Source organism: Calditerricola satsumensis, from assembly GCF_014646935.1.
GTDB lineage: Bacteria > Bacillota > Bacilli > Calditerricolales > Calditerricolaceae > Calditerricola > Calditerricola satsumensis.
Genome location: NZ_BMOF01000033.1, coordinates 1 through 26,256, shown reverse-complemented (window position 1 = coordinate 26,256; position 26,256 = coordinate 1). Strand labels below are relative to the sequence as shown.

26 protein-coding genes are annotated in these 26,256 nt (G+C 65.3%); 4 read left to right on the top strand and 22 right to left on the bottom strand.

The genetic code is table 11. From position 1 onward, the window contains the following. Positions 1-190: 190 nt before the first annotated feature. From IEX61_RS08350 to IEX61_RS08315, 8 genes are all read right to left on the bottom strand, one after another. The gene (locus tag IEX61_RS08350; protein ID WP_308423729.1) at positions 191-670 is read right to left on the bottom strand and encodes a ribonuclease H-like YkuK family protein; all 480 of its coding nucleotides are present in this window, start codon (positions 668-670) and stop codon (positions 191-193) included. A gap of 4 nt (positions 671-674) precedes the next feature. Beyond that, positions 675-1,493 carry a 16S rRNA (adenine(1518)-N(6)/adenine(1519)-N(6))-dimethyltransferase RsmA gene (gene rsmA / locus IEX61_RS08345; protein ID WP_218185393.1) on the bottom strand — a complete coding sequence of 273 codons (819 nt, stop codon included), beginning with the start codon at positions 1,491-1,493 and terminating at the stop codon, positions 675-677. 59 nt (positions 1,494-1,552) lie between these two features. Beyond that, the gene (gene rnmV, locus IEX61_RS08340; RefSeq protein ID WP_054672377.1) at positions 1,553-2,146 is read right to left on the bottom strand and encodes a ribonuclease M5; all 594 of its coding nucleotides are present in this window, start codon (positions 2,144-2,146) and stop codon (positions 1,553-1,555) included. A gap of 80 nt (positions 2,147-2,226) precedes the next feature. Continuing rightward, positions 2,227-3,309, bottom strand: coding sequence for a resuscitation-promoting factor (locus IEX61_RS08335; protein WP_172673581.1), 1,083 nt, complete (start codon positions 3,307-3,309; stop codon positions 2,227-2,229). Positions 3,310-3,482: 173 nt separating this feature from the next. Continuing rightward, the gene (locus IEX61_RS08330; RefSeq protein WP_188817553.1) at positions 3,483-4,253 is read right to left on the bottom strand and encodes a TatD family hydrolase; all 771 of its coding nucleotides are present in this window, start codon (positions 4,251-4,253) and stop codon (positions 3,483-3,485) included. A 17-nt stretch (positions 4,254-4,270) separates the two neighbouring features. Further along, positions 4,271-6,340: a methionine--tRNA ligase gene (gene metG, locus IEX61_RS08325; RefSeq protein ID WP_188817551.1), complete on the bottom strand. Its 2,070-nt coding sequence runs from the start codon at positions 6,338-6,340 to the stop codon at positions 4,271-4,273. A gap of 488 nt (positions 6,341-6,828) precedes the next feature. Further along, positions 6,829-8,664 carry an ATP-binding protein gene (locus tag IEX61_RS08320; RefSeq protein WP_188817549.1) on the bottom strand — a complete coding sequence of 612 codons (1,836 nt, stop codon included), beginning with the start codon at positions 8,662-8,664 and terminating at the stop codon, positions 6,829-6,831. A 69-nt stretch (positions 8,665-8,733) separates the two neighbouring features. Next, positions 8,734-9,678, bottom strand: a complete 945-nt coding sequence (locus IEX61_RS08315; RefSeq protein WP_188817547.1) for a DNA double-strand break repair nuclease NurA — start codon at positions 9,676-9,678, stop codon at positions 8,734-8,736. Positions 9,679-9,868: 190 nt separating this feature from the next. Here IEX61_RS08315 and IEX61_RS08310 point away from each other — a divergent pair, with 190 nt between their 5' ends. Further along, positions 9,869-10,123, top strand: a complete 255-nt coding sequence (locus IEX61_RS08310) for an AbrB/MazE/SpoVT family DNA-binding domain-containing protein (RefSeq protein ID WP_054669696.1) — start codon at positions 9,869-9,871, stop codon at positions 10,121-10,123. A gap of 176 nt (positions 10,124-10,299) precedes the next feature. On the opposite strand, the gene rsmI is transcribed toward IEX61_RS08310, so the two are convergent. Then, entirely contained in the window at positions 10,300-11,175 is an 876-nt protein-coding gene (gene rsmI / locus IEX61_RS08305) for a 16S rRNA (cytidine(1402)-2'-O)-methyltransferase (RefSeq protein WP_229725789.1), read from the bottom strand. A 140-nt stretch (positions 11,176-11,315) separates the two neighbouring features. Between rsmI and IEX61_RS08300 the strand changes: the two genes are divergently transcribed. The 3 genes from IEX61_RS08300 (at position 11,316) to IEX61_RS08290 (ending at position 14,875) form a co-directional block, all read left to right on the top strand. Continuing rightward, positions 11,316-12,302 carry a TAXI family TRAP transporter solute-binding subunit gene (locus tag IEX61_RS08300; RefSeq protein ID WP_054669705.1) on the top strand — a complete coding sequence of 329 codons (987 nt, stop codon included), beginning with the start codon at positions 11,316-11,318 and terminating at the stop codon, positions 12,300-12,302. A gap of 100 nt (positions 12,303-12,402) precedes the next feature. Then, positions 12,403-12,957 carry a DUF1850 domain-containing protein gene (locus tag IEX61_RS08295; protein ID WP_188817545.1) on the top strand — a complete coding sequence of 185 codons (555 nt, stop codon included), beginning with the start codon at positions 12,403-12,405 and terminating at the stop codon, positions 12,955-12,957. Next, positions 12,926-14,875, top strand: a complete 1,950-nt coding sequence (locus tag IEX61_RS08290; protein WP_188817543.1) for a TRAP transporter permease — start codon at positions 12,926-12,928, stop codon at positions 14,873-14,875. The genes IEX61_RS08295 and IEX61_RS08290 overlap by 32 nt, the downstream gene beginning before the upstream one ends. 80 nt (positions 14,876-14,955) lie before the next feature. Here the strand turns inward: IEX61_RS08290 and IEX61_RS08285 are convergent, their stop codons facing one another. From IEX61_RS08285 to IEX61_RS08225, 13 genes are all read right to left on the bottom strand, one after another. Continuing rightward, entirely contained in the window at positions 14,956-15,657 is a 702-nt protein-coding gene (locus tag IEX61_RS08285) for a tRNA1(Val) (adenine(37)-N6)-methyltransferase (protein WP_054669702.1), read from the bottom strand. A 92-nt stretch (positions 15,658-15,749) separates the two neighbouring features. Beyond that, the gene (gene yabA, locus IEX61_RS08280; protein ID WP_188817542.1) at positions 15,750-16,103 is read right to left on the bottom strand and encodes a DNA replication initiation control protein YabA; all 354 of its coding nucleotides are present in this window, start codon (positions 16,101-16,103) and stop codon (positions 15,750-15,752) included. A 32-nt stretch (positions 16,104-16,135) separates the two neighbouring features. After that, a complete protein-coding gene (locus tag IEX61_RS08275) occupies positions 16,136-16,945 on the bottom strand; it encodes a PSP1 domain-containing protein (RefSeq protein WP_054669690.1) in 810 nt (269 codons plus the stop codon). Next, positions 16,938-17,930 (bottom strand): DNA polymerase III subunit delta', encoded by a 993-nt coding sequence (gene holB, locus IEX61_RS08270; RefSeq protein WP_054669686.1) that lies wholly within the window; start codon positions 17,928-17,930, stop codon positions 16,938-16,940. The genes IEX61_RS08275 and holB overlap by 8 nt, the downstream gene beginning before the upstream one ends. Before the next feature lie 17 nt (positions 17,931-17,947). Beyond that, positions 17,948-18,385 carry a YaaR family protein gene (locus tag IEX61_RS08265; protein ID WP_054669683.1) on the bottom strand — a complete coding sequence of 146 codons (438 nt, stop codon included), beginning with the start codon at positions 18,383-18,385 and terminating at the stop codon, positions 17,948-17,950. Between the two features lie 35 nt (positions 18,386-18,420). Then, positions 18,421-18,747: a cyclic di-AMP receptor DarA gene (gene darA, locus IEX61_RS08260; RefSeq protein ID WP_054669679.1), complete on the bottom strand. Its 327-nt coding sequence runs from the start codon at positions 18,745-18,747 to the stop codon at positions 18,421-18,423. Further along, positions 18,710-19,408: a dTMP kinase gene (gene tmk / locus IEX61_RS08255; RefSeq protein WP_229725787.1), complete on the bottom strand. Its 699-nt coding sequence runs from the start codon at positions 19,406-19,408 to the stop codon at positions 18,710-18,712. The genes darA and tmk overlap by 38 nt, the downstream gene beginning before the upstream one ends. A 46-nt stretch (positions 19,409-19,454) precedes the next feature. After that, the gene (locus tag IEX61_RS08250) at positions 19,455-20,939 is read right to left on the bottom strand and encodes an aminotransferase class I/II-fold pyridoxal phosphate-dependent enzyme (protein WP_188817539.1); all 1,485 of its coding nucleotides are present in this window, start codon (positions 20,937-20,939) and stop codon (positions 19,455-19,457) included. Positions 20,940-20,997: 58 nt separating this feature from the next. Then, positions 20,998-21,180, bottom strand: a complete 183-nt coding sequence (locus IEX61_RS08245; protein WP_054671499.1) for a sigma factor G inhibitor Gin — start codon at positions 21,178-21,180, stop codon at positions 20,998-21,000. Between the two features lie 83 nt (positions 21,181-21,263). Beyond that, positions 21,264-22,043: a glycosyltransferase family 2 protein gene (locus tag IEX61_RS08240; RefSeq protein WP_188817555.1), complete on the bottom strand. Its 780-nt coding sequence runs from the start codon at positions 22,041-22,043 to the stop codon at positions 21,264-21,266. Further along, positions 22,043-23,563 carry an alkaline phosphatase family protein gene (locus tag IEX61_RS08235; RefSeq protein ID WP_054671497.1) on the bottom strand — a complete coding sequence of 507 codons (1,521 nt, stop codon included), beginning with the start codon at positions 23,561-23,563 and terminating at the stop codon, positions 22,043-22,045. The genes IEX61_RS08240 and IEX61_RS08235 overlap by 1 nt, the downstream gene beginning before the upstream one ends. Before the next feature lie 67 nt (positions 23,564-23,630). Continuing rightward, a complete protein-coding gene (locus IEX61_RS08230; protein ID WP_188817537.1) occupies positions 23,631-25,298 on the bottom strand; it encodes a glycosyltransferase family protein in 1,668 nt (555 codons plus the stop codon). 27 nt (positions 25,299-25,325) lie between these two features. Beyond that, positions 25,326-26,072 (bottom strand): hypothetical protein, encoded by a 747-nt coding sequence (locus IEX61_RS08225; RefSeq protein ID WP_157057755.1) that lies wholly within the window; start codon positions 26,070-26,072, stop codon positions 25,326-25,328. Positions 26,073-26,256: the final 184 nt, after the last annotated feature.

The window sequence follows — 26,256 nt, the reverse complement described above, 5'->3', positions numbered from 1 at the left end:
AGATTTTCTCGTGAGTGACCGGCTTCACTTCGGTTAGGTTTTTATGTGAGTTGACACGCGGGATGACTTTAAAAAAAACGTCGGCTTTTGCCGACGAGGTGTGAAAACCTGGATACTCAGTTTATAAAGATAGAATGTTTCAGAGAGGGATCCGCATTCTGGCCATTTTTTCAAAACCCGACAACTCCCCCTACTTCGTGAACCGGTCCGCCACGGCGCTCGCCCCGTACGCGTCGGGCTTGATCTTCGCCGTATACCCGACCGCCTGCACCCAGCCGACCACTTCCTGAATGATCATCCGCGTCTCCCCTTGCTGCCCGACATCCAGGTGGATCTCGATCGGAAAGTCGGCCCCAATGGCGGACAGGCCGGCCCGCTGCAGGGCCTCCAGCGTGCGCAGGCTGATCTCGGTCTCGCGGTAGATGCGGTGCCGCAGGTCCACGATCGGCGGCACCACCTGCCGCGCATAGAAAAAGCGTGCACCACGGCCGACCCGCTGCACAATGATGGCCGTGACAAACACGGTCTTGTCCGCGTCCGTTTGCGAATCGGTGCCGATGACCAGTTTGTAGGTGGCTTGGGGCGCTTCCTCGATGTATCGGCGGATGTTCGCGACCACTTGCTCCAAGGAAAGCGGCCCCCGCGTGGGGCTGATCAAGCGCACGGCCATCCCCCTAGCGCGTCGTCCATTCGTGCAAACGTTGCGTCAACCGGGCAAACTCGGCGATGCTGAGCGTCTCCGCCCGGCGAGCCGGATCGATGCCGGATGCTTCCAACAGAGCCCGCGCGGCCGCGCGGCTCCCCCCCTTTTCTAGATTATGCGCCAAGTTGTTTAAAATCGTTTTGCGCCGCTGGGAAAAGGCCGCCCGCACGACGCGGAAAAACAGCCGCTCGTCGGGTACGGCCGCCAGCGGGGCCGGACGGCGGCGGATGCGGACCACGGCCGAGTCGACTTGGGGACGCGGCACAAAGGCGTGCTTCGGGACCGTCATCACGTAGTCCACTTCCGCGTAAAACTGAACGGCAATGGTGAGGGCGCCGTAATCCTTCGTCCCTGGCTGGGCCGCGAGCCGCGCGGCCACTTCCTTTTGGACCATCAACACGCACAGCGGCACCTCATCGCGGGCCTCTATCAACTTGAACAAAATGGGCGTGGTCACGTAGTACGGGAGGTTGGCCACGACGGCCCGCTTGGTCCAGCCGGCAAAATGCTCGGCGAAAAACGCGGGCAGGTCGAGCTCCAGAAAATCGCCGTGGACAACGTGGACATGCGGATACGGCGCCAGGGTTTCCGCCAGCACAGGCAACAGGCGCCGGTCGAGTTCCACGGCGACCACCTTGCCCGCTGCCCGGGCCAAAAACTCGGTCAGCGCCCCGACTCCCGGACCGATCTCCAGCACCGCCGTCTCGCGATCCAGCTCGGCCGCGGCGACGATGCGCTCCAGCACGCGACGGTCGACCAAAAAGTTTTGGCCGAGGCTCTTCTTCGGCATTACACCATGGGCAGCCAAAATGGCGCGCGTACGCGCAGGCGAGGCGATCACGTTCTCCGTCACGGCCCCGCGTCGCCCTCCCCCTTGGCGCGCGCACCAACCCCCACAGCGGCAAACCCTTCCTCCACCTCGCGCAAGGCGCGGTAAAACATTTCCCGGGAAACCCCGAAGACGCGCAACCGCTTGTGGAACTGCCGGGCGTTGGCGTAGCCGATGCCTAAGCGGCGTCCCAACGCTTCCCGGCGCCGGCGCGCGCCGGGACCGCTGCACAACCCCGCCGCCATCAGCTCTTCCCAGGTGATCGCCTCGGGTTGTTCGGGCATCTCCGTCTGGACCGCAGCCAAGGCGCGGCGGATGGCCTCCGGGGATGCGTACTCGACGCCGATCTTTCCATTCCGGCTGGCCTCCTCGCGGGACAAAAAGGCGTGCTTGCAGCCGGGAACGCGCGCGCTCAGGATGCGGCGGATCCGTTCGCCCGGGTAATCGGGATCGGTCAAAATGATCACGCCGCGCGTCGCCTGCGCCAGGCGAATGCGCGCAATCACCTCTTCCGAGAGCGCCGAGCCGCCCGTCTCAATCGTGTCGGCCACCACCGCGCGCTGGACAGCGGCGGTGTCGTCGCGGCCCTCAACGACGATGATTTCCCGAATCAACCTTGGCCCCTCCTAAACCCAGAGCAGCGTTCCCATCCGGATTTGCACATGGGCCTTTGCCACGCCCTGCGCCTTGCGGATCACGGGGCGGCGGCACCCCGTGGCAGATGCGGCCCGATCACGTACACGGTGTGCCCCCGCTTGAGGCCAAAGCGGCTGGCGAGGGCGTCCGTTTCAAAGTAGACGTCGATCTTCTTCCCCTTCACGCTGCCGCCGGTGTCTTCCGCCCGGCGGAAGCCCAGTCCCTCAATGTACACCCACCAGCCCAGAGGAATGACGGCGGGATCGACGGCGATGGTCCGCCCTTCCTTGGCCCGGGTACCCAGGGCGGTGATGCCATACAGGGGGTGATCCGGCCCCTTTCCGGTGTGCACCACCCCAGGACCATAGGCGGTCAGCATGACGTTGTGCAGCACACGGCGCGGCAAAAACGTCACCCCTTGCCGTTCGATGCCGCGAAGCGTGCCAACAGCGATGACGGTGGGCTGCGGCGCCGCAATCACGTCGCGGTCGACCAGATCGCGCGCCACTTCCACTCCGTTTTCCAGGCGGACGCGATAGGTGACGACCGCCTTGCCGGCCTTCCCTTTCTGCAGCATACGCTGATCGCCAGCGGGCAGGTCATGGCTGGCCGTCTTCACCACGTGGGGCTTCAACACCTTTTCTTCCTGGACCAAACGCTCTTCCACGCGGGTGACGGTGATGACCAGTCCGCTCGCGACCGGTTGGCGCAGCCCCGGACTCACGCGGTCGAGGGGTCCCAGGGTGACGCCGGCCTCCAGCAGCGCCTCTTGAACCGTTCGCGCCGCCACGGCGCGTTGAAACGTGGTGGACCCGACGCGGAACGTGAGCAGTCGCGCGCGCTCGACCGACACGCGCATGCCCGGAGACAGGGGCGCATCGGGCGCCGGCATTACCCGATCCCGCGGCCCAACGGCCACACCCTGTTCACGCAAAAGCTGCGCCACGGTGTCGGCTTCCGTGCGCACCACCGTTTCCCGACCCTCAACGGCAAGCGTAACGGCCTTTGCGTCCGATGCGGACATGCGTCCAAATCCCATGGCCAGAAGCGAAGCGGTGACGGCAACCAAAGCGCAAACCCATGCGACCACGCGAGGAGTACGGCCGGGAGAACTGGCACCGCGGAGGAATGCCAGTTTCATCCATATTCCCTCCCCCTCAAACGTAAGGCCATTGTAGGCCAAAACGGCGGATTTGTCAAATTTACATCGGTGTAGCATGCAATTAGAGGGGAAGAGGCGTTTTTTCTTTCTTTTTCATGGGTCGCCACGGTCCGCCCCGGTTCGCCGGCATCCGCCGCGCCGCAGCCGTCGAATCAGGGCAGGCGAAAGAGGCGCATGGCGTTTTCCGTCGTCGCCGCGGCCACATCTTCCACGGCCATCCCGCGGACCTCCGCCACCACCTCGGCGGTGTGGCGAAGGTAGGCCGGCTCGTTGCGCTTGCCGCGATGGGGCACCGGCGCCAAGTACGGGCAGTCGGTCTCGAGGAGCAGCCGGTCGAGGGGCGCCTTTTGGACCACCTCCCGCACCGCCGCGCCCGTTTTGAACGTCACCACGCCGCCGATACCCAGGTAAAAGCCGAGATCGAGAAAGGCCTTGGCCGTCTCCCAATCGGCGGTGAAACAGTGCATGACGCCGCCGATCTCGCCGGCGCCCTCGTCGCGCAGCACCTCGAGCACGTCGGCATACGCGTCGCGGCAGTGGAGGATCACGGGAAGCCCGAGGCGCCGGGCGAGGGCCAGCTGCTGGCGAAACACCGCCCGCTGCGCGTCGCGCGGCGCCCAATCGCGGTAGTAATCGAGGCCAATTTCGCCGATGGCCACCACCTTGCCGTGTTCGCGGGCCAGGCGTTCGACCCAGGCGAGGTCTTCCTCCGCGCAGGCGGCCGCATCGTGGGGATGCCAGCCGATCGCCGCGTAGAGAGCCTCGTGGCGATCGGCCAGCGCCAGGGCCGACGGGATCGTGGCGCGGTTGTAGCCGATGGTGACGATGCGCGTCACCCCTGCTTCCCGGGCCCGGGCGAGGACGGCGTCGCGATCGGCGTCAAACTGCGCATCGTTCACGTGGGCGTGCGTGTCGACAAACACGGCCGTCCCCTCCCCGCTCATTTCACCTTCGCCCCGCTGGGCACATCGGCGTCGACAAACAGGACGTGCGGACCGTCCGGGCCATCGGCGGCGAGGATCATGCCCTGGGACCACTCCCCGCGGATCTTGGCCGGTTTCAGGTTGGCCACGAGGACCACCTTCCTGCCGACGAGGTCCTCCGGCGCATAGCGCTGGGCGATGCCGGAGACGACCTGCCGGGTCTCACCGCCGACGTCGAGGATCAGCTTGAGGAGCTTGTCCGTCTTCGGCACCCGCTCGGCCGCCTTCACCTCAGCCACGCGCAGGTCGGTCTGGAAGAACTGCTCCACGGTGACCTCGGTCGAACCTTCGCCGGCCCCCGAAGCGGGGTCCGCTCCGGCCGTGCCGGTTCCCGCTGCGGTGCGGCCGCCTGCCGCATCCGGCCCTTCGGCTACGCCCGCTTTGGCCGCCTCCTGCTTCTTGCGGTTCTCCTCCGCCCGCCGGCGCGCTTCGGCCGTCGCGGCGTCGATGGCGGCGATTTCGGCTTCAATGTCCAGGCGCGGGAAGAGCGGCTCGTCCCTCACCACGCACGTCCCCGCCGGCAGCCGGCCCCAGTCGTAGGTGCTTTCCCACGCCACCAGTTCGGGGCGATCGGCGATGCCGAGCTGGCGCCAGATCTTTGGCGGTGTCTTCGTCAGGAAGGGCTGCAGGAGCACCGACACGATGCGGATGCTCTCGGCCAGGTTGTAGAGCACCGTGTTCAACCGCCCCCGCTGTGCCTCGTCCTTGGCCAGGACCCACGGCATCGTCTCGTCGATGTACTTGTTGGTCCGGCCCACTAGGTCCCAGATGCGCTGCAGGGCGGACGAGAAGTGCATCTCGTCCATCTCCCGCTCCACGTCGGCCACCACGGCACGGGCCGTCTGGCGCAGGTCCTCGTCGATGGCCGTGGCCTCGCCAGGCGCCGGCAAACGTCCGCCGGTGTACTTCTCGATCATCGTCACCGTGCGGTACACGAGGTTGCCCAGGTCGTTGGCCAGATCAAAGTTGTGGCGCTGGAGGAAGGCCTCTGGCGTGAAGACACCGTCCTGGCCAAAGGGAATCTCGCGCAGCAGGAAGTAGCGGATGGCGTCGGACCCGTAGCGGTCGATGAGAAACTTCGGATCGATCACGTTGCCCTTCGACTTCGACATCTTGCCGTCGGGCATGAGCAGCCAGCCGTGGCCGAACACCTTCTTCGGCAGCGGCAGGTCGAGGGCCATGAGGATGATCGGCCAGTAGATGGTGTGGAAGCGCAGGATGTCCTTCCCGATCAGGTGCACGTCGGCCGGCCAGTAGCGGGCAAATTTCTCCCGCTCCTTCGGGTCGTCGGACAGGTACCCGATGGCCGAGATGTAGTTGGTCAGCGCATCGATCCACACGTAGATGACGTGCTCGGGATCGCTCGGCACGGGAATGCCCCAGTCGAAGGTGGTGCGCGACACGCACAGGTCTTCCAACCCCGGTTTTAGGAAGTTGTTGATCATCTCGTTGCGCCGCGACTCGGGCTGGATGAAGTCCGGGTTTTCTTCGAGGAACCGGAGGAGACGGTCCTGGTACTTCGACATGCGGAAGAAGTAGCATTTCTCCTTGACCAGCTTCACTTCGCGGTCGCAGTCGGGGCAGAAGTACCCGTTCTCGCGCTTGGCCTGGCGCTCGGTCCAGAAGGACTCGCACGGCACGCAGTAGTAGCCCTCGTACTCGCCGAGGTAGATGTCGCCCTGGTCGAGGAGGCGCTGGAAGATGCGCTGGACCACCTTCTTGTGGCGCGGTTCGGTGGTGCGGATGAAATCGTCGTAGGCGATGTCGAGCTTTGCCCACAGGTCCTTGATCCAGTCCACCAGCGGATCGATAAACTCCAGGGGCTGTTTCCCCTCTTCCGCCGCGCGCCGCTGCAGTTTCTGGCCATGCTCGTCGGTGCCGGTCAGGTAGAACACGTCATAGCCGCGCAGCCGCTTGTAGCGGGCCATGGCATCGGCGGCGATGGTCGTGTAGGCATTGCCGATGTGCAGCTTGTCGCTCGGATAATAGATCGGCGAGGTAATGTAAAAGGTGGGTCGCGTTCCCATGGTACACCCTCCCTGGTGTGACGTGATCGCGTTGGCAAACGAACAAAACGCCCCTCACCCCGGCATTGGGGCGAGAGGCGATTGGCCTCACGCGGTACCACCCAACTTCCCCGTCCCTTCGCAGGGCACGGGCTCAGCGCGTGCGCCCGCCGCGCGCACGCCTCCCGTTAACGCGGGACGCGCCGCTCCCTCAGCCTCGCGCCGGCGCCGCGCATGTCGCCAGCGCCCACGCCAGGGGTCGAAAGCGGGTCTCCGGGGCCATCTTCGCCGCGCCGTCCGATACCGGCTTTCACCTGACCCGGCTCTCTGGAATCGGCCGTTCGCGGCTACTCTCCCCATCCTCGACAGTACCTGTTTGCCGTTTTTCCCGATGAACGAACCATCCCATTCTTATCCAGTACAGTACACCAGCAGCGGGTCCGCTGTCAAGGCGGCGCGATTCGCGCGGCCCTCCCCGCCCGTGACGCCCGGCCGCTGGCGCCGCTTCCTCACGCTTTGGGGCGGTCGTACATCGTGCAGAAGGGCGTGGGCAGCTTGCGGAGCTTGCCCGCCTGGGCCAGCCGGTCCAGCTCGCTCTTCAGCTTGGCCACGTCCCACGACACGCCGAGGGTCTTGTTGACGTCGAGCAGGACATCCATCAGCGCCGTTTCGTAGACGGGCACATGGCGCAGCAGGACATCCAGCAGCGCGTCGTCTTCCCGCGCCCGCATGTCGTCCCATTCGTCAAAGGGATTCACCGTGTGCGGGCTCTTCGTGTGCGCCAGGCGGATGCGCACGGGAATGGTCCGCCCGAAAACGGCCGACGAGACGAAGGCGTCCCCTGAACGCAGGTACGGCAGGCGCCCCGCTTCCTCCGGGGTGAGATCGGTCTCTTCGCGGATGGTGGCGATGTCGGTCCCGCGTACGGTGCGGAAGACCACCTTCGTGTTGAGCTGCGCGGTGATCGTTTCGTCCAGTAGCGTTGGCCGCTGGGTGGCGAGGATGAGGAAAACGCCGTATTTGCGGCCTTCCTGGGCGATCTCCGTGAGGATGGGTTTGGCCGGCTTCTCCGTTCCCTTGGGCGCGAAGTTGTGGGCTTCGTCGGTCACGATGACGAAGGGCGGAAAGTAGGGGGCCTGGCGCTGCTTGAACCGCGCATCGCGCCAGTCGCGCCGGCGGTGGTAGAGGGTGCTGATCACGGACGAGGCGAACACCTGCAGCACCCACAGCGGCCCCTGCACAACGACCAGCTTGCCGGCGGTCAAGGCCCGCTCGATCGGCGCGATGTTGTGGGCAAACAGCCCGGCCTGCTTAAGCCGCGCGAGGCGCCACAGGATCCCGCGCACCGAGGCGAGGGGCAGGTTGCCGTATTCCGCGAGGAGCCGCAGGCGTTCCTCGAGGCGTTCGCGCGCCAGCGGGTCCTCCTCCGCCTTGAGGCGCTTCTCGAGGCCCTGCCGCCCTTCTTCCAGCGCCTCGGCCAAGGCGCTGACGCGGGCCTCGAAGGATTCCACGCTGTCCCGCCGGCGATGCAGCGTCTGCACGGCGTTGGCCATGGCGTCGGTCAGGGCGCCCGCCGCGCCGAGGAGGTTTTCCACCTCCCGGGTGGTCAGGGTGGAAAAGTCGATGCCCACGTCGCGGCCGATGCCGACAACGACAAACTTGTCGGTGTACGTCGGTGCGTCGGGAATCCGCTCGTCGCGTTCGGAAAAGTCCATTTCGTAATGCGGGTCGAACACCAGGGTGGGCACGCCCAGCTTCATCAGCTCCTCGAGCATGACGCGCAGCCCGAAGGATTTGCCCGAACCCGATCCGCCAAAGATGCCGATGTGGGGGTACTGCTGCATGGCGCGGATGTCAAAGATGAAGGGGACGCCGTTTTGGGGGATGACCCGCCCCCCTTCCCCCAGCATGAACAAGTTGCGCAGCTCGGGCTCCAAGGTGGCGGCGAGGGGCTCGGTGCTGCGGATGACGCCGAGCACCATCCCCGACGCCGGCGCGACCTTGACGAGCATGTCGCGCACCTCGGCAAAGACCGGCTCGCGCACGCGGGCACCGGTGCGAATGGGCTGCACCGCTTCCTCAAACAGGCGCACCTTGGCCAGGTTCACCTCATCGGCGCCGATGTCGTACCCGATCGTTTTGAGGGCGTCCAGCACCTGTTCATCCACCAGCGCCTTGTCAAACCCCATCGGGATGGAGCGGTTGTAGGCGTACGTTTCGACAACCTCGCCCTTGGGATAGCCGAGATCGGGATCCTCGATGACAAGGATTTCGTTGATGCGAAACTTGCGGTCCTTTGCCGCAACAAACACCTGCTGCTGCGTCGTCACGCCGACGACGTGCATGCTGTTCCCTCCTCCCGCGCGGAATCGCCCGCGAACAAACCGTGGTTATCCCCTCAAGCCCGCCTTCCCTCAATAGGGCCGCTCGCGCCGCTTGGGCGAAAGCACGAGCCGTTTCACCGCCGGGTCCAGGTATTGGTCGACGAGGGCCTCCACCAATTTGTCCGTGATGCGCACGTCGCGGTCGACGATGTCCAGCCACAGAGGGATGCCGCGCCCTTCCGGAGGCGTGAGGGCCATCACCAGGCGCACCGCGTCGGCGGCTTCCTGGCGCTGCTCGATGAGCAGGTCGATGCCGATGCATTGGGGGTGACGGGACGTGCGCGCAAACACGGTGCGAAACCCCTGCTTGCGCCCCAGGTTGTCCACCCAAAAGCACTCCCCCGGCTCCAGCACGCCATACAGCACTTCCCGGTCGGTTCGCCCGTGGGCGCTTCCCTCCACGCAGGCGCGCGCCACGTCGGTCGTGCCGATCTCCTCGCTCACGCCAATGAGGAGCACATCCTGTTCCAACACCGCCGCTTTGAGGGCCGCCCACTCATCCGGCGCATCCAGATGATAGTGAAACAGCGAGCCGTCCATGAGCACGGCGCGCGGCCGCTCGGCTTCGACCGCCTTCCGCGCCACGGCCAGTTCCAGCTTGGCCAACACGCGGCTGCGCCAGCGGCCTTCATCCTTCGCCCACAGGTCGCCCTCCTCAAGAAGCGGCGTGCGCACGTCTGCCGCCCAATGCTGCGCTCCATGGGAACTTTTGGCGAGGGCCTGAAACAACACCACCGTGTGTGGCGGGGTGCCGCCGGTGCTGTTGACCGATCCATCGACCGCCACCAGGGGGCGTCCTTGTGTCCACTCCGCCAACGCGGAGGAGGAAAATGGCGAAAGACGTCGAATATCGCCGTATGTTGTTGTCACCTTTTGTCGAATTTTGTCCCTGTCGTCGCGCCGCCGGTACCGCTGGCTCAGCCGTTCGCCGACGTCGCGCAACCGTTCAATCAAATCCGGGGAAACGTGCCACACAAAAATCTTCCTGACCTCCCAAAATTCCTTGTGTTTTGGCCGCCCATTCTCTTATAATCATACTAAAAATACCCGCAAGTAGGCTGAGATTGACCAGAACAGCCATTGACTAGCATGGGAATGGCTGGTATGCTAGAAACAGACAAACGTCGAATTTTGACGAGAAAACCGCGAAGGGAGATGGAGAAGCATGATGAAGTCCACCGGTATTGTGCGCAAAGTCGACGAACTCGGGCGTGTCGTCATCCCCATTGAGCTGCGCCGCACGCTGGGCATCGGGGAAAAGGATGCGCTCGAAATTTACGTCGACGGGGAGCGCATCATCCTCAAAAAATACGAGCCGGCGTGCATTTTCTGCGGAAACGCCGACAACGTCACCCACTACAAAGGCAAAGTGATTTGCCGGCCTTGTGCGGAAGAGATGTACGCCGCGGTGGCCAAGTAAGGGCAGCGACGTGCGATTGCGTGCGCGCGTGAAAAAGGAAGGCACACGAAACCCCAGGAATGGGTCACACCAACCCTTCGGACGACGCAAACCGGTCCTCATCCGTCGAGTTGTTTCCGTCGCCGAAGGTTCTTTTTTTGCCTGGTTTGGCGGCTTCGCGTCGGCTCCTTCTGCCCTTACCGCGCGGAATCCAGGAGCGCGGCGTACACCTCGCGCTTTGACACGCCGCGATCGCGGGCCACGGCCTTCATCGCCTCTTTCCGGGTAAGGCCCCGCGCCTCGTATGCCGCCACGTGCTCGGCCACCGACAGACCCTCCCACCACACGTCCTCCTGCGCCGCATCGCCTTCTTCGTCCGCCCCCTCCACCACCAGCGTGCATTCGCCGCGAACCCCTTCCGCCCGCACCAGAGCCAGGATTTCGGTGAGCGATCCGCGCACAATTTCCTCGTGCACCTTGGTCAGCTCCCGCGCCAAGACCGCACGACGGTCGCCCAGCACGGCGAGAAGGGCTTCCAGGGTCTCGGCCAGGCGGTGGGGCGCTTCATAAAACAGCAGCGTGTCCGTCGCCGTTTTCAGGCGGTCCAACGCGCGGGCGCGCTCGCGGCTCTGTCGGGGCAGAAACCCGACAAAGCGAAAGCGTTTGGTGGGCAGCCCCGACACGACAAGGGCGGCCAAGGCGGCGCTTGCGCCCGGCACGGGCACCACCGGAATCCCACGTTCAACAGCCGCACGCACGAGCTGGGCACCGGGATCGGCAATGCCCGGAAGGCCGGCGTCGCTCACCAGCGCGCCCGATTCCCCCTTCTGCAATCGGGCCACCAGTTCGGCCGCCCGCGTCGCTTCGTTGTGTTCGTGGCAGCTGATGAGTGGCGTCGCGATGCCAAAATGGGCAAGCAGCTTGCGCGTATGGCGGGTGTCTTCCGCGGCGATCCAGTCCACTTCGCGCAGCACGCGCACCGCGCGGTAGGTGATGTCGTCGAGGTTGCCGATGGGCGTGGCCACAACGTAGAGCTTGCCGCCCGCAGCGGCGAAACTTTGTTGTCGAAACACGCACACCCCTCCCGGCTTTTCCATACAGTGGGATTTGATTTTTTCCGCCGATTCGATTAAGATTTTCTCGAATGTTTTCATTATAGACGAAGACGTGCGGGAGGTGGGCAACGTTGGTTTGGAAACGCTTTCGCTCGGTCATGGCCCTGCTGGCCCTGGTGTTGGCCGTCGCCGGTTGCGGCTCCGCAACCCAGCCCGGCGGTAACGAACAGGGAGCGGACCAAGCGCAGGGCGGTGAAACACCGGACCAGCTGTACATTGCCACCGGGGGCACGGCCGGGACGTATTACGCGCTGGGCGGCGGCATCGCCAAAATCCTCGAGAAGGCGGGCGTCAAGGCCACGGCCCAGACGACGGGTGCCTCGGTGGAAAACCTGCGCCTGCTGAAAGACGGGCAGGTCGACATCGCCTTCACGCAGGCGGACATCGCCGACTACGCCGCCAAGGGGACGGAGATGTTTCAAGAGGGCGGCGCCGTCCAGAACATGAAAACGATCGCCGCGCTGTACCCGGAAACGGTGCAGATTGTCGTTCCCGCAGACAGCCCCGTGAAGTCCGTCGCCGACCTGAAAGGCAAGCGCGTCTCCGTTGGGGCACCGGGAAGCGGCACCGAGCTCAACGCCAAACAGATTCTCGAGGTGTACGGGCTGACCTTTGATGACCTCAAGGTGCAGCGCCTTTCCTTCGCCGAGTCCTCCAGCGGCCTGCAGGACGGTACGCTCGACGCCGCCTTCGTGACGGCGGGGACGCCGACGTCGGCCGTTTCGGAGCTGGCCGCCACGAAGGGCGTGCGCATCGTGAGCCTCGACGACGAGCACATCCAAAAGCTGTCCGCGACGTATCCCTTCTACTTTGAACAGGTGATTCCTGCCGGCACGTACAAAGGCCAAGACCAAGACGTCAAAACGGTGGCCGTGAAGTCGATGCTCGTCGTACGCGCCGAACTGGATGACCAGCTCGTGTACTCGATCACCAAGACCCTGTTCGACAACCTGCAGGAGCTGGAAACGGTTCACGCCAAGGCGAAAGAGATCAAGCTGGAAGACGCGCTGAAGGGCTTTACCATCGACGTGCATCCGGGCGCGGCCAAGTATTTCGAGGAAAAGGGTATTCGCAAGGAACAGTAACGCAGGGAAGAAAACCGCTGCGCGCGTTGGAACCGGGGGAACCATCCCCCGGTCCCTTTTGTGCGCGAGAGATGACGGTGCCCGTGGAGGTCGACGCCTCATGGCAGCGATGGGGCCCTTTCGCCGGCATCGCCGTGCAGTGACCGCGGCCATTCTGTTCGTCACCGCAGCGGCGTTGACCGTTATGCCCCTCTTTCCGGCGCTCATCATTGCGGACGGAAAAACGGGTACTGCGCTGCTGGCCATCCCCGTGTCGCGGGGAGAGCACATCGCCCTGCACTATACCCACTCCATCCACCGCACGCCGGTCATCGAAACGTACAGCATCGGCGACGACGTCCTCGTCCTCGAAGCGGTGCGCTTTCAATCCTATGGCATCGGCATGCCGTCGGACGTGGAACCCGGCCAAACCTTCACCGTGAAAAACGGCTGGTTTCACCTCGATCATCTCAACCGTCCCCTTCCGCATCTCGACCTGCGCATCGGTTACGTGGCCAACCACACGCTCCACATCGGGCCGCACCGCATTTCGCTGGCTCACGTCGCCACCCCGGGCTCGTGGGTGCGCCTCAACGTGAAGCGGGAAACGCTATGGCAACGCATGGGGAGGGTGATCCAGAGCGATGACCGAAGCCAATCGTTCGCCGTCCGATAACCTGCAGCAGCTGGTCGCCAAGTTCGACCGAGAACAGGCGTATCGCCCGCTCTCCGGATGGCTTGGCCGCGCTGTCAGCCTCTTGGCGATTGGCTTTACCCTGTACCAACTGGTGACCACCATTTTGCCCCCGCCGCCGGCGCAGATTCATCGCGCCTTGCACCTGGGTTTCGGCTTGTGCCTGATCTTTCTCCTCTTTTCCCCGACGCGGCGCAGAACCACCGCCGGCGTGTCGGTGGCGGACGCCCTTCTGGCCCTCCTGGGCCTGGCCGTCGGGGGGTATTGGTTCTTCGCCTTCGACGGGCTTGTCCAGCGGGCCGGCAACCTGACGACGCTGGACGCCATCGTCGGCGCCGTTGCCATCCTCCTCGTGCTGGAGGGTGCACGGCGCGTCGTCGGATGGCCGATTGTGATCATCGCCACGCTGTTTTTGTTGTACGCCCTCTTTGGCAAAGAGATTCCGGGCTTCCTCGGCCACCGCGGGGTCAGCCTGGAACGGCTGATCAGCCATATGTACTACACCACGGAAGGCATTCTGGGCGTTCCCCTCGGCGTCTCGGCAAAGTTTATCTTCCTGTTCATCCTGTTCGGCGTCTTCCTGGAGCGGACCGGCGTCGGGGCCTATTTCAACGACCTGGCGCTGGTTCTGGCCGGTCGGCGCGTCGGCGGTCCGGCGAAAGTGGCCGTCTTCTCCAGCGCTCTGCAGGGGACGATCAGCGGCAGCTCGGTGGCCAACGTGGTCACGTCCGGGTCCTTCACCATCCCGATGATGAAGCGCCTGGGCTACCGGCCGTCCTTCGCCGGCGCCACGGAAGCGGCATCGTCCACCGGCGGGCAGCTGATGCCGCCGATCATGGGCGCAGCAGCCTTCCTCATGGCCGAAGCGATCAACGTCCCGTACGCCGAGATCGCCCTCGCCGCAACCATCCCGGCGCTGCTCTATTTCGCCGGCATCTGGATCATGGTCCACTTTGAAGCCCGCAAGACGGGGTTGCGCGGGCTGCGGGAGGATGAACTGCCCAACCGCCGAGAAGTGCTGAAAAAGCTGTACCTCCTCTTGCCCATCGGCGTCATCATCTATTTCCTGATGAGCGGCACGTCGACGGAACGTGCCGCCCTGTACGGCATCGCGTCGACAATCGCCGTCGGCGCGCTGCGGAAGGAAACGCGCATGGGCCTGAGGGACATCGTCCTGGCGTTGGCCGATGGGGCCAAAGCAGCCCTCAGCGTGATTGCCGCCACCGCCACGGCCGGCATCATCGTCGGCGTCGTCACGCTGACCGGCCTCGGCCTCAAATTTGCCAATGGCCTGGTGGAGCTGTCCGGCGGGATCCCGATCCTGACGCTCTTCTTCACGATGATCGCCTCCCTTGTCCTCGGCATGGGCGTGCCGACGACGGCCAACTACATCATCACGTCGACGATGACTGCGCCGGCCATCATCCAGTTAGGCTACCCGACACTGACCGCCCACATGTTCGCCTTCTACTTCGGCATCCTCGCCGACATCACGCCGCCCGTGGCCCTGGCCGCCTTCGCCGCCTCGGCCATCTCTGGGGCCAGCTTCCTGCGCACGGGAATCGATTCGGTGCGCTTGGCCATCGCCGCCTTCCTCGTGCCGTACGTGTTCGTCTTTTCGCCGCAGATGCTGCTGATCAACACGACGCTCCCCGAGGCCCTGTGGGTCGCCGTCACGGCGTTTGTCGGCATGATCGGCGTGGGGGCCGGCGTCATCGGCTTCTGGTTGCGCCCGCTCCGGTCGGTGGAGCGCCTGTTGGCCATCGGCGCGGGTCTGGCCCTGGTGGTTCCGGGCGTCGCGTCCGATGCTGCGGGCTTGGTTGTGCTCGGCGGGTTGTGGGGCCTGCAACTCGCGCAAAAACGCCGCCAATCGCCTGCGGAAACCCCGTCCGACCGCTGATGATGGTCAAATCGCCGCGGCCGACGTGCCGCGGCGATTTTTCGTTTTGGCCCCGGCTCGACGGCATCCGCGACAGCGCCCTACGCCGTTCCCCCGTTGTAGATGCGCAGCACCTCGTCCGTGTAGGTTCCCTCGGCGCGATACACCACGAGGGGCGGAAGGACGCGCAGCTCCACCCCGCCGTCGCGGATGCCTTCCACCAGCACGAGATTGGCGGGACGGTCGGCGTACGGATGGACGAAGCGGATCCGCTTCGGCTCGACGCGATGCTGCCGCATCAGCGCGAGCAGCTCAACCAGGCGCGCCGGGCGGTACACAAAGGCAACCCGTCCGCCCGATTTGACCAGCCGGCTGGCCACGCGCACGACGTCCTCCAATGTGCAAAACAGCTCGTGGCGCGCCGCAGCCTGATGCGGATTGGCGCTGAGGTCCGCCCCGTCCCGCGGCAAATACGGCGGATTGGCCGTGACGACGTCAAAGACGCCCACCGGCAGCACCTCGGTGCACGTGCGCAGGTCGCGACACAGGATGGACACGCGCGCCTCAAGGCCATTCAGCGCCACGCTCCTCCGGGCCATGTCGCACAGGCGCTCCTGAATCTCCACGCCGATAATCTCCGCTTCCGTCCGCGTCGTCAAGAGGAGCGGGATGATCCCGTTTCCGGTGCACAAATCGACAATGCGCCCGCGCGGCGGAAGCGTGACAAAGCGTGCCAGCAAGACGGCATCCATGGAGAAGCAGAACACGTCGGGGTGCTGAATGATGGCCAGGCCGCCGGCCATCAGGTCGTCGACCCGTTCGCCAGGCTTGAGGGGAACGGTTCGTCTCACGGCTGTCGTCGTCTCCTTCGCCGGATGAAAAAACAGGCCCCCCGTTACGGGCCTGTTGGCGCTTTCTGCAGGAACGCGAGGCAGAACAGGCAGTCTCCCTCGGTGCGCAAGCTGCCGTAGTGCACATTGCAGATGTGAAAACCCTCTTGGTACAAGCGGGCCAAATTGTCGTATCCTTCGCCCACCGGGGCCGGTTTGGCAACGCGGTGTTTTTCCTCGCCGCCTGCAGGCCCGCGCGTGCTCACGAGCCGTCGCAAATGCTGATTCTCCAGGCGGAGCCGCTGATTTTCCTCGAGCAACGCGGCCACGTGCTCCTTCACTTTTCCCAGCTCCTCGACCATCTGGCCGATTTGCGCTTCCAACCGAGCGACCCGTTCAACCAGTTCCCGCTTCTCCACGCACCCTCCACCCCTGCCGCACGCGCGGGGACTCACCCGTCAACCGCGGTTTTCAGCTCGTCGACGGAAAACACGACGATGCGCCCCGCTTCGTAGACGTCCACCTGGACCTGCTCGGCGAAGATGTTCAAGCCCACCACGCGTCCCTTGCCCAGCGGCGTCTCGACCTCGTCGCCGACGTCCGGTAGCGTGGCAAGGGCCTGGGCATACGTTTCGTGCTCATACCGCAGGCAACACATGAGGCGGCCGCACAAGCCGGAAATTTTCGCCGGGTTCAGGGACAGGTTCTGGTCCTTGGCCATCTTGATGGAAACCGGCTCAAAATCGCCGAGAAACGTCGAACAGCAGAGCAGCCGACCGCACGGGCCAATGCCGCCCAACATTTTCGCTTCATCCCGCACGCCAATCTGCCGGAGTTCGATGCGCGTGCGAAAGACGGCGGCCAGGTCTTTGACCAGTTCGCGAAAGTCGACACGCCCTTCCGCAGTGAAGTAAAAAATCAGCTTGTTGCGATCAAAGGTGTATTCCGCGTCGACCAGCTTCATCGGCAGGCCATGTTCGGCGATTTTCTGCTTGCAAATCGCGTACGCCCGTTTCGCATCTTCCCAGTTTCGCTCCATCTGGGCGGCGTCCTGCTCGTCGGCAATGCGGAGCACGTTTTTCAGCGGCAGGACGACGTCTTGCTCGTCCACCTGCCGGCGCTCGATCACGACCCACCCGTACTCAATCCCCCGCGCCGTCTCGACCAGCACGGGATCGCCAAGCCGCACGGGCAGATCGCCGGGGTCAAAGTAATAGATTTTCCCCGCCTTTTTGAAGCGGACGCCTACCACCTCAAGCACATCGGATTCCCTCCAATAAACGAATCGCCAGCTGTTCCAAGACAAGCTGGGCGTTTGTCGGCAGGGCAAGCCGTTTCCGCGCCGCAACAACGGCGTCGATGGCCTGCAGAACGCCCGCTTGCGACCACTTGGCAGCCTGGCGCTCCAGCTCGTCACGGCGCTCGGCATACGCGAGATGCTCGCGCCGCCCGAGCTGAACGTGCAACACGTCTCGGTACCACAACAGGAGAAGATCGCACCAGAGCAGGACCTCTTCGCGCTCCGGATTCCGCGCAAACAGCTTGTCCTGCAGCGCGAGCAGGCTGGATGCCCCGTGCTGCAGGAGGTCCTGGGTCCATTGTATCACTAGGGTTTTTAGGGGCGCAAACCCTTCCGATTGGCAGATCTTGCGCGCCTCATCCAGTCCCGGGGCCAGGTGCGCGGCCAATCGGGCCTGGGCCGCCGGAAATCCCTCGTCCGTCAAGCGTGCCGCCACCCACTCGGCATCCAGCGGCGGGAAAGAGATCAACTGGCAGCGGGAGCGAATCGTCGGGAGAACGGCGTGGGCGTTTTCGGCGAGCAGCACGAACACGGTCGGAACCGGCGGCTCTTCCAGAACCTTCAGCAGGCTGTTGGCCGCCTGAACGGTCAACGCGTCCGCCCGCTCCACCACCACCACCTTCTGCCGCGCCTCCAGCGTTCCGTACGCCGCCTCGCGCTTCAGCTCGCGAATCTGCTCGATGCGCAGGCTCGCCCCCTCAGGGGCAATCCAGCGCACGTCCGGGTGGTTGCCGTCCTCCACGCGTCGGCACTCGCGGCACGCGTCGCACGCCTCGTCTCCGCCGCGCGCGCACACGAGGGCCTTGGCCAGCTCCCGGGCCATTCTCTTCTTGCCCACGCCGCGCGGTCCGGCAAACAGGTAAGCGTGGGCCACGCGCCCCAGGCGCAACGCCGCGCGAAGCCGCGTTGCGATCGGCTCTTGTCCCGATACATCGCGCCACGCCATCGTCCTCGCCTCCTGCGCTAGACGCACAAGTTGACCAACAGGCCGTGGATTTCCCCGATGCGCGCCAGAAGTTCCACGCGTGGCGTCTCCTTCGCGAGCACCGCTTGGGAGAGCTCGAGCAGCTTTTCGTCGAGCACGCGAAGGAGCTTGTACACGCGCGGACGGCGCCGTCGATCCTGTCCGTGCCGCGCCTCGAACGCCAGCGCGCGATCGACCACCTCGCGCACAAACCGCTGGATCAGCGCCTTGTACGCGAGCAAGTCCCGCGCGCTGCGCGTGTGGGCCAGCTTTTGGCCCTGCCGTTCAATGTCGCCAAGCAGCTGCGCATAGGCGGCTTTCGCCAAGCGCCGGCGTTCGTCGTCGAGAACATCGGCAAAGGACGAGCCGCTCGACGCGCGCGCCGCCGGCTTCAAGGCGGCGCTTGGGCGCAAAGGCCCGAGGTGGTCGATTTTCACCGTCTTGCCCTCCTTCCACCGCCGGCAACACGGGCTCACAGGTGCACGAACCGGTCAACGGGCAAGACGAACACCGTCGCCCCGCCCACCGGCACTTCCACCGGGTATGGCGCAAAGGATTCCGTTTCGCCGCTCATCGCCGACGGCGGCGCCAGCTGGGTGCGGCGGCGGCACGTCTCCTCGATGAGGGCCAACACCGCGTCGACGTGCGCGTCGTCCACGCCGATGAGAAAGGTGGTGTTGCCGCTGCGCAAAAATCCGCCGGTGCTGGCCAGCTTTGTGGCGCGGTAGCCCTTCGCGATGAGCGCTTGGGCCAGCGCGTGGCTATCCTTGTCCTGGACCACCGCCACAACCAGCTTCATCCTTCGATCCCCCCGTTTCAAGCTGCAGCCGCCGACACAGCGCCCAGCAGTCGGCCGCAATTTCCCGGGCAATCTCCTCCTCCGGCCGGCTGGCGTCCAGGACGCGGATGCGCTGCGGATCGTTGGCGGCCAAGCGGAGGAACGCCTCGCGCACCCGCTGGTGATAGGCGAGCGCTTTTTGCTCAATGCGGTCGGCGCCCTGCCCACGGCGCGCCCGCACGCGGCGCAAGCCCTCGGCCGGGTCGATGTCGAGGAGGTACGTGCGGTGCGGGAGAAGGCCGCCAGTGGCAAAACGGTTGATCGCCGCCACAACGGCCGGATCCACGCCCAGGCCGGCCGCCTGATACGCCAGCGAGGCGTCGACATACCGATCGCAGAGGACCACCGCCCCCGCCGCTAGCGCCGGCCGAATGCGTTCGGCCACGTGCTGCGCCCGCGACGCCGCGTAGAGCAGCACCTCCGCTTCGCGGCACAGCTCGACATGCGCCGGGTCGAGCAGGATGGCGCGGATGGCGTCGCCAATGCGCGTCCCGCCCGGCTCCCGCGTGGTGATCACCGGCCGCTTAAGGCGCGGGGCGAGAAAGGACGCCAACCGGCGCAGCTGCGTTGTCTTTCCGGCTCCATCGGGTCCCTCAAAGGTGATGAACAATCCGCTTGCCACACGGGGTTCCCCTTTCCCATCTCCTCGACGGACTGCTTCCGCCGGGCTACGCATTGGGCCACACCCGCACCGTGGCGAGGGTGGGATCGGCTGCTCCCTGGACACGTCCGCCGCCGTCACGCACGGCGCGGAGATAGGCCACCGTCTCCGCGCCGAACCGCTCCCCGGGCAGCACCGCCGGCACACCCGGCGGGTACGGCACGATCATCTCCGCGCTGACCAAGCCGAGCGCCGCCTCGAGGGGAACGGCCATGGGCTGCGCGCCCTCGGGCGGCGCGGACACAACCGATACGGGCGGGTAGACGGGCGGCGGCAGCCGATCCAGGGCATCGGACCGCCCATCGGCCGGCGCGCGCGACAGAAGCGCCTGCGCCCAGGCGGCCAATGCTTGTTCTACCCTTTCGACTTCCGCCGTCTCCGTTCCTGCCGTCAAGAGAAGGAGCACGTTCACCGGATCGGCCAGCTCCACGTACACGCCCGCTCTTGCCAGGTGGTCCGCCACGGCATATCCCGTCCCACCCGCCCGACGCAGCTTGGGTTCGAGGTGCACCAGGACCTTGAGCGGATCAAGCGCCGCCCAATCGGGCTCGGGACGCGCCGGATCGGGCGCCGATAGCCCTTCGAGGCGATTGACCCGCTCGCGCAGGCGCCGCGCCAGCTCCGCCGCGCGGGCAAAGGCCGCGTGCCCGTGGCGCACGGCGTGGCGGCGGGCCAAGTCGAGGGAAGCCAGCACGGGATACGAGGGGCTGGAGGTCTGGAGCATGCGCAGCGCCTCGCGCAGCCGCCGGCGGTCCACGCGGTTGCCTTGAACGTGCAGGTACGCGCCCATCGTCATCGCCCCCAGCGTCTTGTGAGCCGACTGCACGACGGCATCGGCGCCAGAGGCCAGCGCCGTCGGCGGCGCGCCGGGCGTAAAGGCGAAATGGGCGCCGTGGGCTTCGTCGACGAGAAGCGGCACGCCGCGAGCATGGGCCACCGCGGCCAGCGGCGCCAGATCGACGGCCATGCCGTAATAGGTGGGATTGGTGACGAGCACGGCTTTGGCGTCAGGGTGTTCGCGCAGCGCGCGGTCGAGCAGGTCGGCGTCGACGCCGACAGGCACGTCCCACCGCGCGGCATACCGCGGCGCAAGCAACACCGGAATCGCCCCGGCCAGGCGGACGGCATGGAAGACCGACTTGTGGCTGTTGCGCTGGATGAGAATTTTGTCCCCCGAGCGGCATGTCGCCCACACCATGGCGAGATTGCCCACGGTGCTCCCGCCGACCAAAAAGAACGTTTCCTCGGCCCCAAAGGCTTCGGCCGCCAGGGTTTGCGCGTCGGCAATGACCCCTTCCGGTTGGTGCAAGTCATCCAATCCCGGCAGCTCGGTCACATCGAGGCGCAAAAGGGGCGCGAACCAATGCCGGGCGCGCGGATCGAACCCCGGGCCACCGCGGTGACCCGGCACATGAAACCAGCCGCGCGCCGCTTGCGCATGGCGCACCAGCGCCTCGAACAGCGGAGCCCGCGCGTGGCGGTCGCTTGCCATCCGTCTCCCCTCCCCGAAAAAAAGGCAGAGACCCGCTGCGTGGCCTCTGCGACAAGCCTCACGCGTCTTTTTTCCACAAGATGCGCCGCATGCGTTGCACAAAGTAGCGGTACCGCTCGTCATGCACGTCCGTGCGCACCATTTCCCGCTCGCAGCGCCGGCAAATGAAGGCCCGCCATACGGTAATGCCTTCCGGATGCACCAATCCGCACACGATACACGGGTTGCGGTCGCGGCTCACCCCTGAACCTCCTTGTTCCGCTTGTTTTCCGATTTTTTAGCAGTATGGACCGATTCCGGTCACCGCATACCCCGGCGATGCGCCTACACCACCCGCCGCGCGTCGCCAGCGGCCTCCCTCGGTTCTATGCCGTTTCTGGCGGCGCCTTCGGGGTGTGGCCGCGCCGACCGACGCTGAACCGGACGCCGCAGCTCCTTCCACATGGCCGGCAAAACGCGGCGCAGGTATTCGCCATAGCGGATAAACGACGTGCCCGTCGTGCGGACACGATAGGCGATGGGCACCTCGAGCAGGCGATACCCCTTGCGCACGAGGTTGAGCGTCATCACCTGGGCATAGTTGTAATCGTGCACGATCTCCACATCGCCCAACGCCTCCCGGCTGAAGGCGCGCATCCCCGTCTGGCCGTCCCAAATCCACCGCCGGAGGAGGAGCGCCTGAAGCAGCGTAAACGCCCAGTTCCCAATGCGGCGCGAAAGGCGCATCCCGCGGATCGTGCCCTTGAAGCGCGAGCCCAACACGTAATCGGCTTCGCCGCGCAGGATCGGCCGAACGAGTTCGGGGATGGCCTCGGGCGGATACTCGCCATCGGCATCGATCATCACCGCCACGTCGGCGCCGCGCGCATGGGCCAGGCGCAAGCCCTCACGGATGGCCGCTCCCAGGCCGCGGTTGGCGGAAAAGGAGATCACCTCGTCGGCACCGGCCGCTTTGGCCACGGCTGCCGTGCCGTCGGTCGAACCGTCGTCGATAACCAGGATCGAGACGCGGACGGCGTCGTCAATCACCCGGGGCACGCGGCGGATCACGTCACCCACTGCGGCTTCTTCATTGTACGCCGGGATGATCACCACGCACCGCATCATGTGCCCGTCCTCCTTTCGCTCGCCACAGAGCCATTTGGCCGCACCCGCTCGCCGCTTTGCACAGCGAAGGCCTCGGTTAGCACCGGGCCGCGCGACCGATTGGGCAGCGGCGCCCGCAGTAGCCAGGCGAGAGTCGGCGCCAGGGAGACGAGGCTGCGGGGCTCTGCCACCACCTTTCCTCGTACCACGCCCGTGCCGTGGACGAGAAAGGGCACAAACCGCTCCCCCTCGGCGAGATGGGCATGGCCGCCAATGCCGTCCGACTGCCCGTGGTCGGCGCAGACGATGAACACGGCCCGGTCCAGCTTCCCCCGCTCGCGGAGCCATTCGTAGAAGGCGGCGATGTGCGCGTCGGCCTCCTCGATTTTTTGTCGGTATTCGTCGTACAGCGGTCCCCGGCTGTGCCCCGTCTGGTCCACGGCGATCAGCTGCACGACCAGGAGGTCCGGGTCCTCCTCGGTGACGATCTGCCGCGCGCGGGCCATGATGCGGCCATCGGCCTCGTCGTTTGGCATCACCGCGGTGACGCTGGCCACGTCGTCGCCAAAGGCGTCAATCAAGTGGGCGATGCCCACCAGCACGCCCCGCTTGTCCGCCTTGCGCAGGCTGTCAAAGATGCTCTCGCACCGCACGCCGAGCCGCCACACCAGATTGCTGTGAATCCCGTGTTCGGCGGGATAGGTCCCGGTCAACATGGATGAAAAGCAGACCACCGTGCGCGCCGGGTACACGGTCTCCATCGCCTCGTACACCGTGCCTTCCGCCGCCAGCCGATCGAGAAAGGGGGTATGCGCCTCGGCCAGGCGGTCTTTGCGGCACCCGTCGATCACCACCACGTAGACGCGGTCCACCGCCGGCGGCACCGCGTCGGGCATCTCCGTGTAACGGGGATACTCGGCCGGCTTCCACGTAAACAGGCGCCGATGCACCGCCCACGCGTAGAGGGCGTAGAGCCCCGTAAAGGCGGCATGCAGCGCCCAGAACGTGCGCCCGTCCCACAGGGGTGAACCGGATCCCGCGAGGACCGCGTATGCGCCTTCGCTCGCCACGAGCAGGAGCAAGACTTTCGGGATTTGCTCCCGGGCATTCCCGCTGGTCGAATCGCTGTTTTTCAGCACCAGCTTCCAAAACCGCGTAAAGTTGGTCCACGGCGTCCCGATGCGCAACCGGTAGTACAGCGTTCCCCAAAAAAAGACCGTAAAGAACCCGTACGCGCCGAGGGCGGCGAGCACCAGCCCAAGCGGCGGCAGGGGGTACACCCAGAGCGAAACGGCCAGCGGGAGCAAAAGGAAGGCGCGCAGGTGCAGGGGGAAATCCCACCACACCACAGCAGCCGCAAGGGGAGCGACCGCCACGGCGACGCCCAGCACCGCCTTCCAAAAGGTCAGGCTGTCCCACGCCGGCGCATGCCACACCAACCAGAGGGCAGCCACAAACACCGGGGTGAAGGGTTTTCCCTCGTTCAACACGTTCCACGCCCTCGCGGCGACCACTTCAAACGCCGATGCAGCCTTCACGCGGCTCCCCCTCCTCTTGCGGCCCCTCGACACCCATGGGCACGAGCGAGCGAACGCCTCTCGTTTTTTAACGTTTTCGCCATCCACGCTCGGCGGTGCTTCCCTGTTCGTGCCACTGGCGGGCCAGTTGTTGGATCGCGCCATACAGGCCCTTGTCGGCCCGGTAGAGCACAATGTCATGGTAAACGGGATACAGGCCAGGCGGACCCTGAAAGCGGGCCACCGGGCGAAAGTGGCGCCGGATCGCCGCGCCATCGGGGCCAAACCCATCGAGAACGGCGTTCGTTGCGTACACCGTTACTCCCGGACCCCGGGACAGCACGTCCTGCATCAGGGTGGACACGCGGCGCAGCGGAACGGCGTTGACGCTTGGCGCGTAGTAGCCGATCACGCGCGCTTCCTCCCAGGTGTACACGACCGCCAGCTGGCCCTCGACGCGCGCCGCCACGTCGCGGGCCAATTGAACAAGCGGTGGCGTTTCCTGATACGCGCGCGCCGCCTGCCATCCAGCCCAAGCGTACCACACCGCCAACGCGCAGGCCAGGCCAATGCGCACCAGCTGAGGAACACCCCCGCCAACGCGCAGGGAAAGCCGCGCCAGCGCCACCGCCCCGGCGACCAGCACAAACGGGAAGAGCGGCAGGGCGTGGCGAGGCTTGTCCGCGTTTTGGCCCACCCAGATCCATAGCGCATAGGGTACCGTCAGCAGCAGCCAAACCGCCATTTCCCGGGAAACGCGCAAGGCGACAAAGTGCACAAGGAAGGGTTGCGGCGTTGTGGCATCCGTTCCAAACCGCCACACCCGCCTCGCCGCATAGATCAAACCGGCCACCCCGGCGAACAGTCCGGCGGCCGCGGCCAGGTCCATCAAGGTTGCCGCCCCTTGGGGAGAGAAAGGAAGCCAGCCCCAGACCCCCATCCCCATCAGGTAGCCGGCAATGCGCGCCAGGCGTGCCAACCACCCGTGTTCGCCGCTCAGCGCCGTTCCGCCCCATTCCGTAAAATGCCCCGCCGTAAACGCAATGCCCAGGGACCAAAAGGCGGAGAGGCCGCCCTCCAGTTCGGCGACCGGAATCACCCACAGCAGGACCCCAAGCACAAAACCCAGCCCCCACCCGGCGACGCGGCGCATCTTTGCGGTCCACGTCTCGCCGCGCCACGGGAGCCAGGCCAAAGCGGCCAAACTGAAAGCAAAGGGCACGTAGGACAACCGAATGCCCATCGAAAGGCCAAACAGCCCGCCGACCGCCCCCCACGGCCATACCCGCTGCTCCTCGCGGCGAGCCAGGCCCAGCGCAAGAACCACCACGGCAAACAACGCCGTCAGCCCCACGCTGTCCGACATCGGGCGCAGTGCGGTTACCCATAGCCACGGGTGAACCGCCGCCCACAACGCGACAACCCACCCGGCAAATGCCCCTCCGAGCATCCGCCCCAGGGCGTACAGCGGAACGACGAGCCATCCCCCGGCAAGGGCGCCAAGCCACGTGAGGGCCCGCACCGGATCGCCGGCGATGGGCAAAAGCAGCCGCGCCCCGAACACGTACAGCGGATAACCGGGAAAATGGGGCTGCATGGCGAGCAAATCAAACCGTTCCACGGCCAGCGCAAAGTCGACGGCGTCCCACTCGTCGGCATAGCGTCCCGCAAAGACCAGGCGCAACCCAATCGCAATGCCCGTCAGGCCGGCCAGCGCCAGACCGCGAAACCGCCGCTGCCGATGTCGAACTCCCATCACGCGCGCCATCCTCTCTTGTGGACCTCACGTGCGCCGGCTAAGCCAAAGGAGGAGGCCAACGACGCCAGCGGCAACGGCGACAATCGCCGCCACAATTCCCCACCGGCTTGACTCCTTCACGACCGATTGAGAGGCCAAGGACGACGATCCGTCGCTGCCCTGCGCATGACCGGAATAGGCGGCGTCCGTTTTGAAGATCGCTTTGAGCTCGCGCAAAATGGTCGCTTTGGCTTTTGCGTACTGTTCAGGATTGGGCTCTTTCTTCCCAACCCCAAACAACCCTGGATTGCCGAGGGCGGTAAGCGCCTGTTCAAACTGGGCGCGCAAGAGCTTGTCCTTCTCCGCATCTTGACGCTGGACAATCGGCGAAAGCGCCTCATAGGTGGCATAGGCCTTGGCCAACAGGAGTTTGGCTTGGCCGTAGTTGTCAAACACCGCTTCGAGGTTGGTCAACCGCCGTTCCACGTTACGCACGAGCACAACCTGAAATTCGTGGACCACCGCGTCAGCCTGCTGGTTGTCCACCAGGCGCAACAACGTGTCAACGGTCTCTTGGCCAAATTCCTTGGCCATCTCCGCTGCTTGGGCCTCGATCTCGCTCCGCGCCACCGCCCAGTTGGGCGGCTTTTCATTCAGGGCCGCCACCACCTTCTTATACGCTTCGGCAATCTTTTCCTCATTCGGATTGCCGTAGGAATACGCCTGCCCAGGGGAGGGCACGATGGCCCCCACGACCAGGCACAAAACCAGGAGGATCAGAACCCGTGACACCCTCGTCTCTCCCATGCCCTTCACACCTTTTCGTCACGTTACCCCGAGGCGGGCGTGCGTGTGTGATTATGAGAATTATTTTCATTTGTATTATAGAGGGAAGCCGTATGCCTGTCAAACGGTAGTTGGCTCTACGCTAAAAAGTGTGGATGCCAAGAAGGAAAAAGGCGGTCAGCGAGCCAAG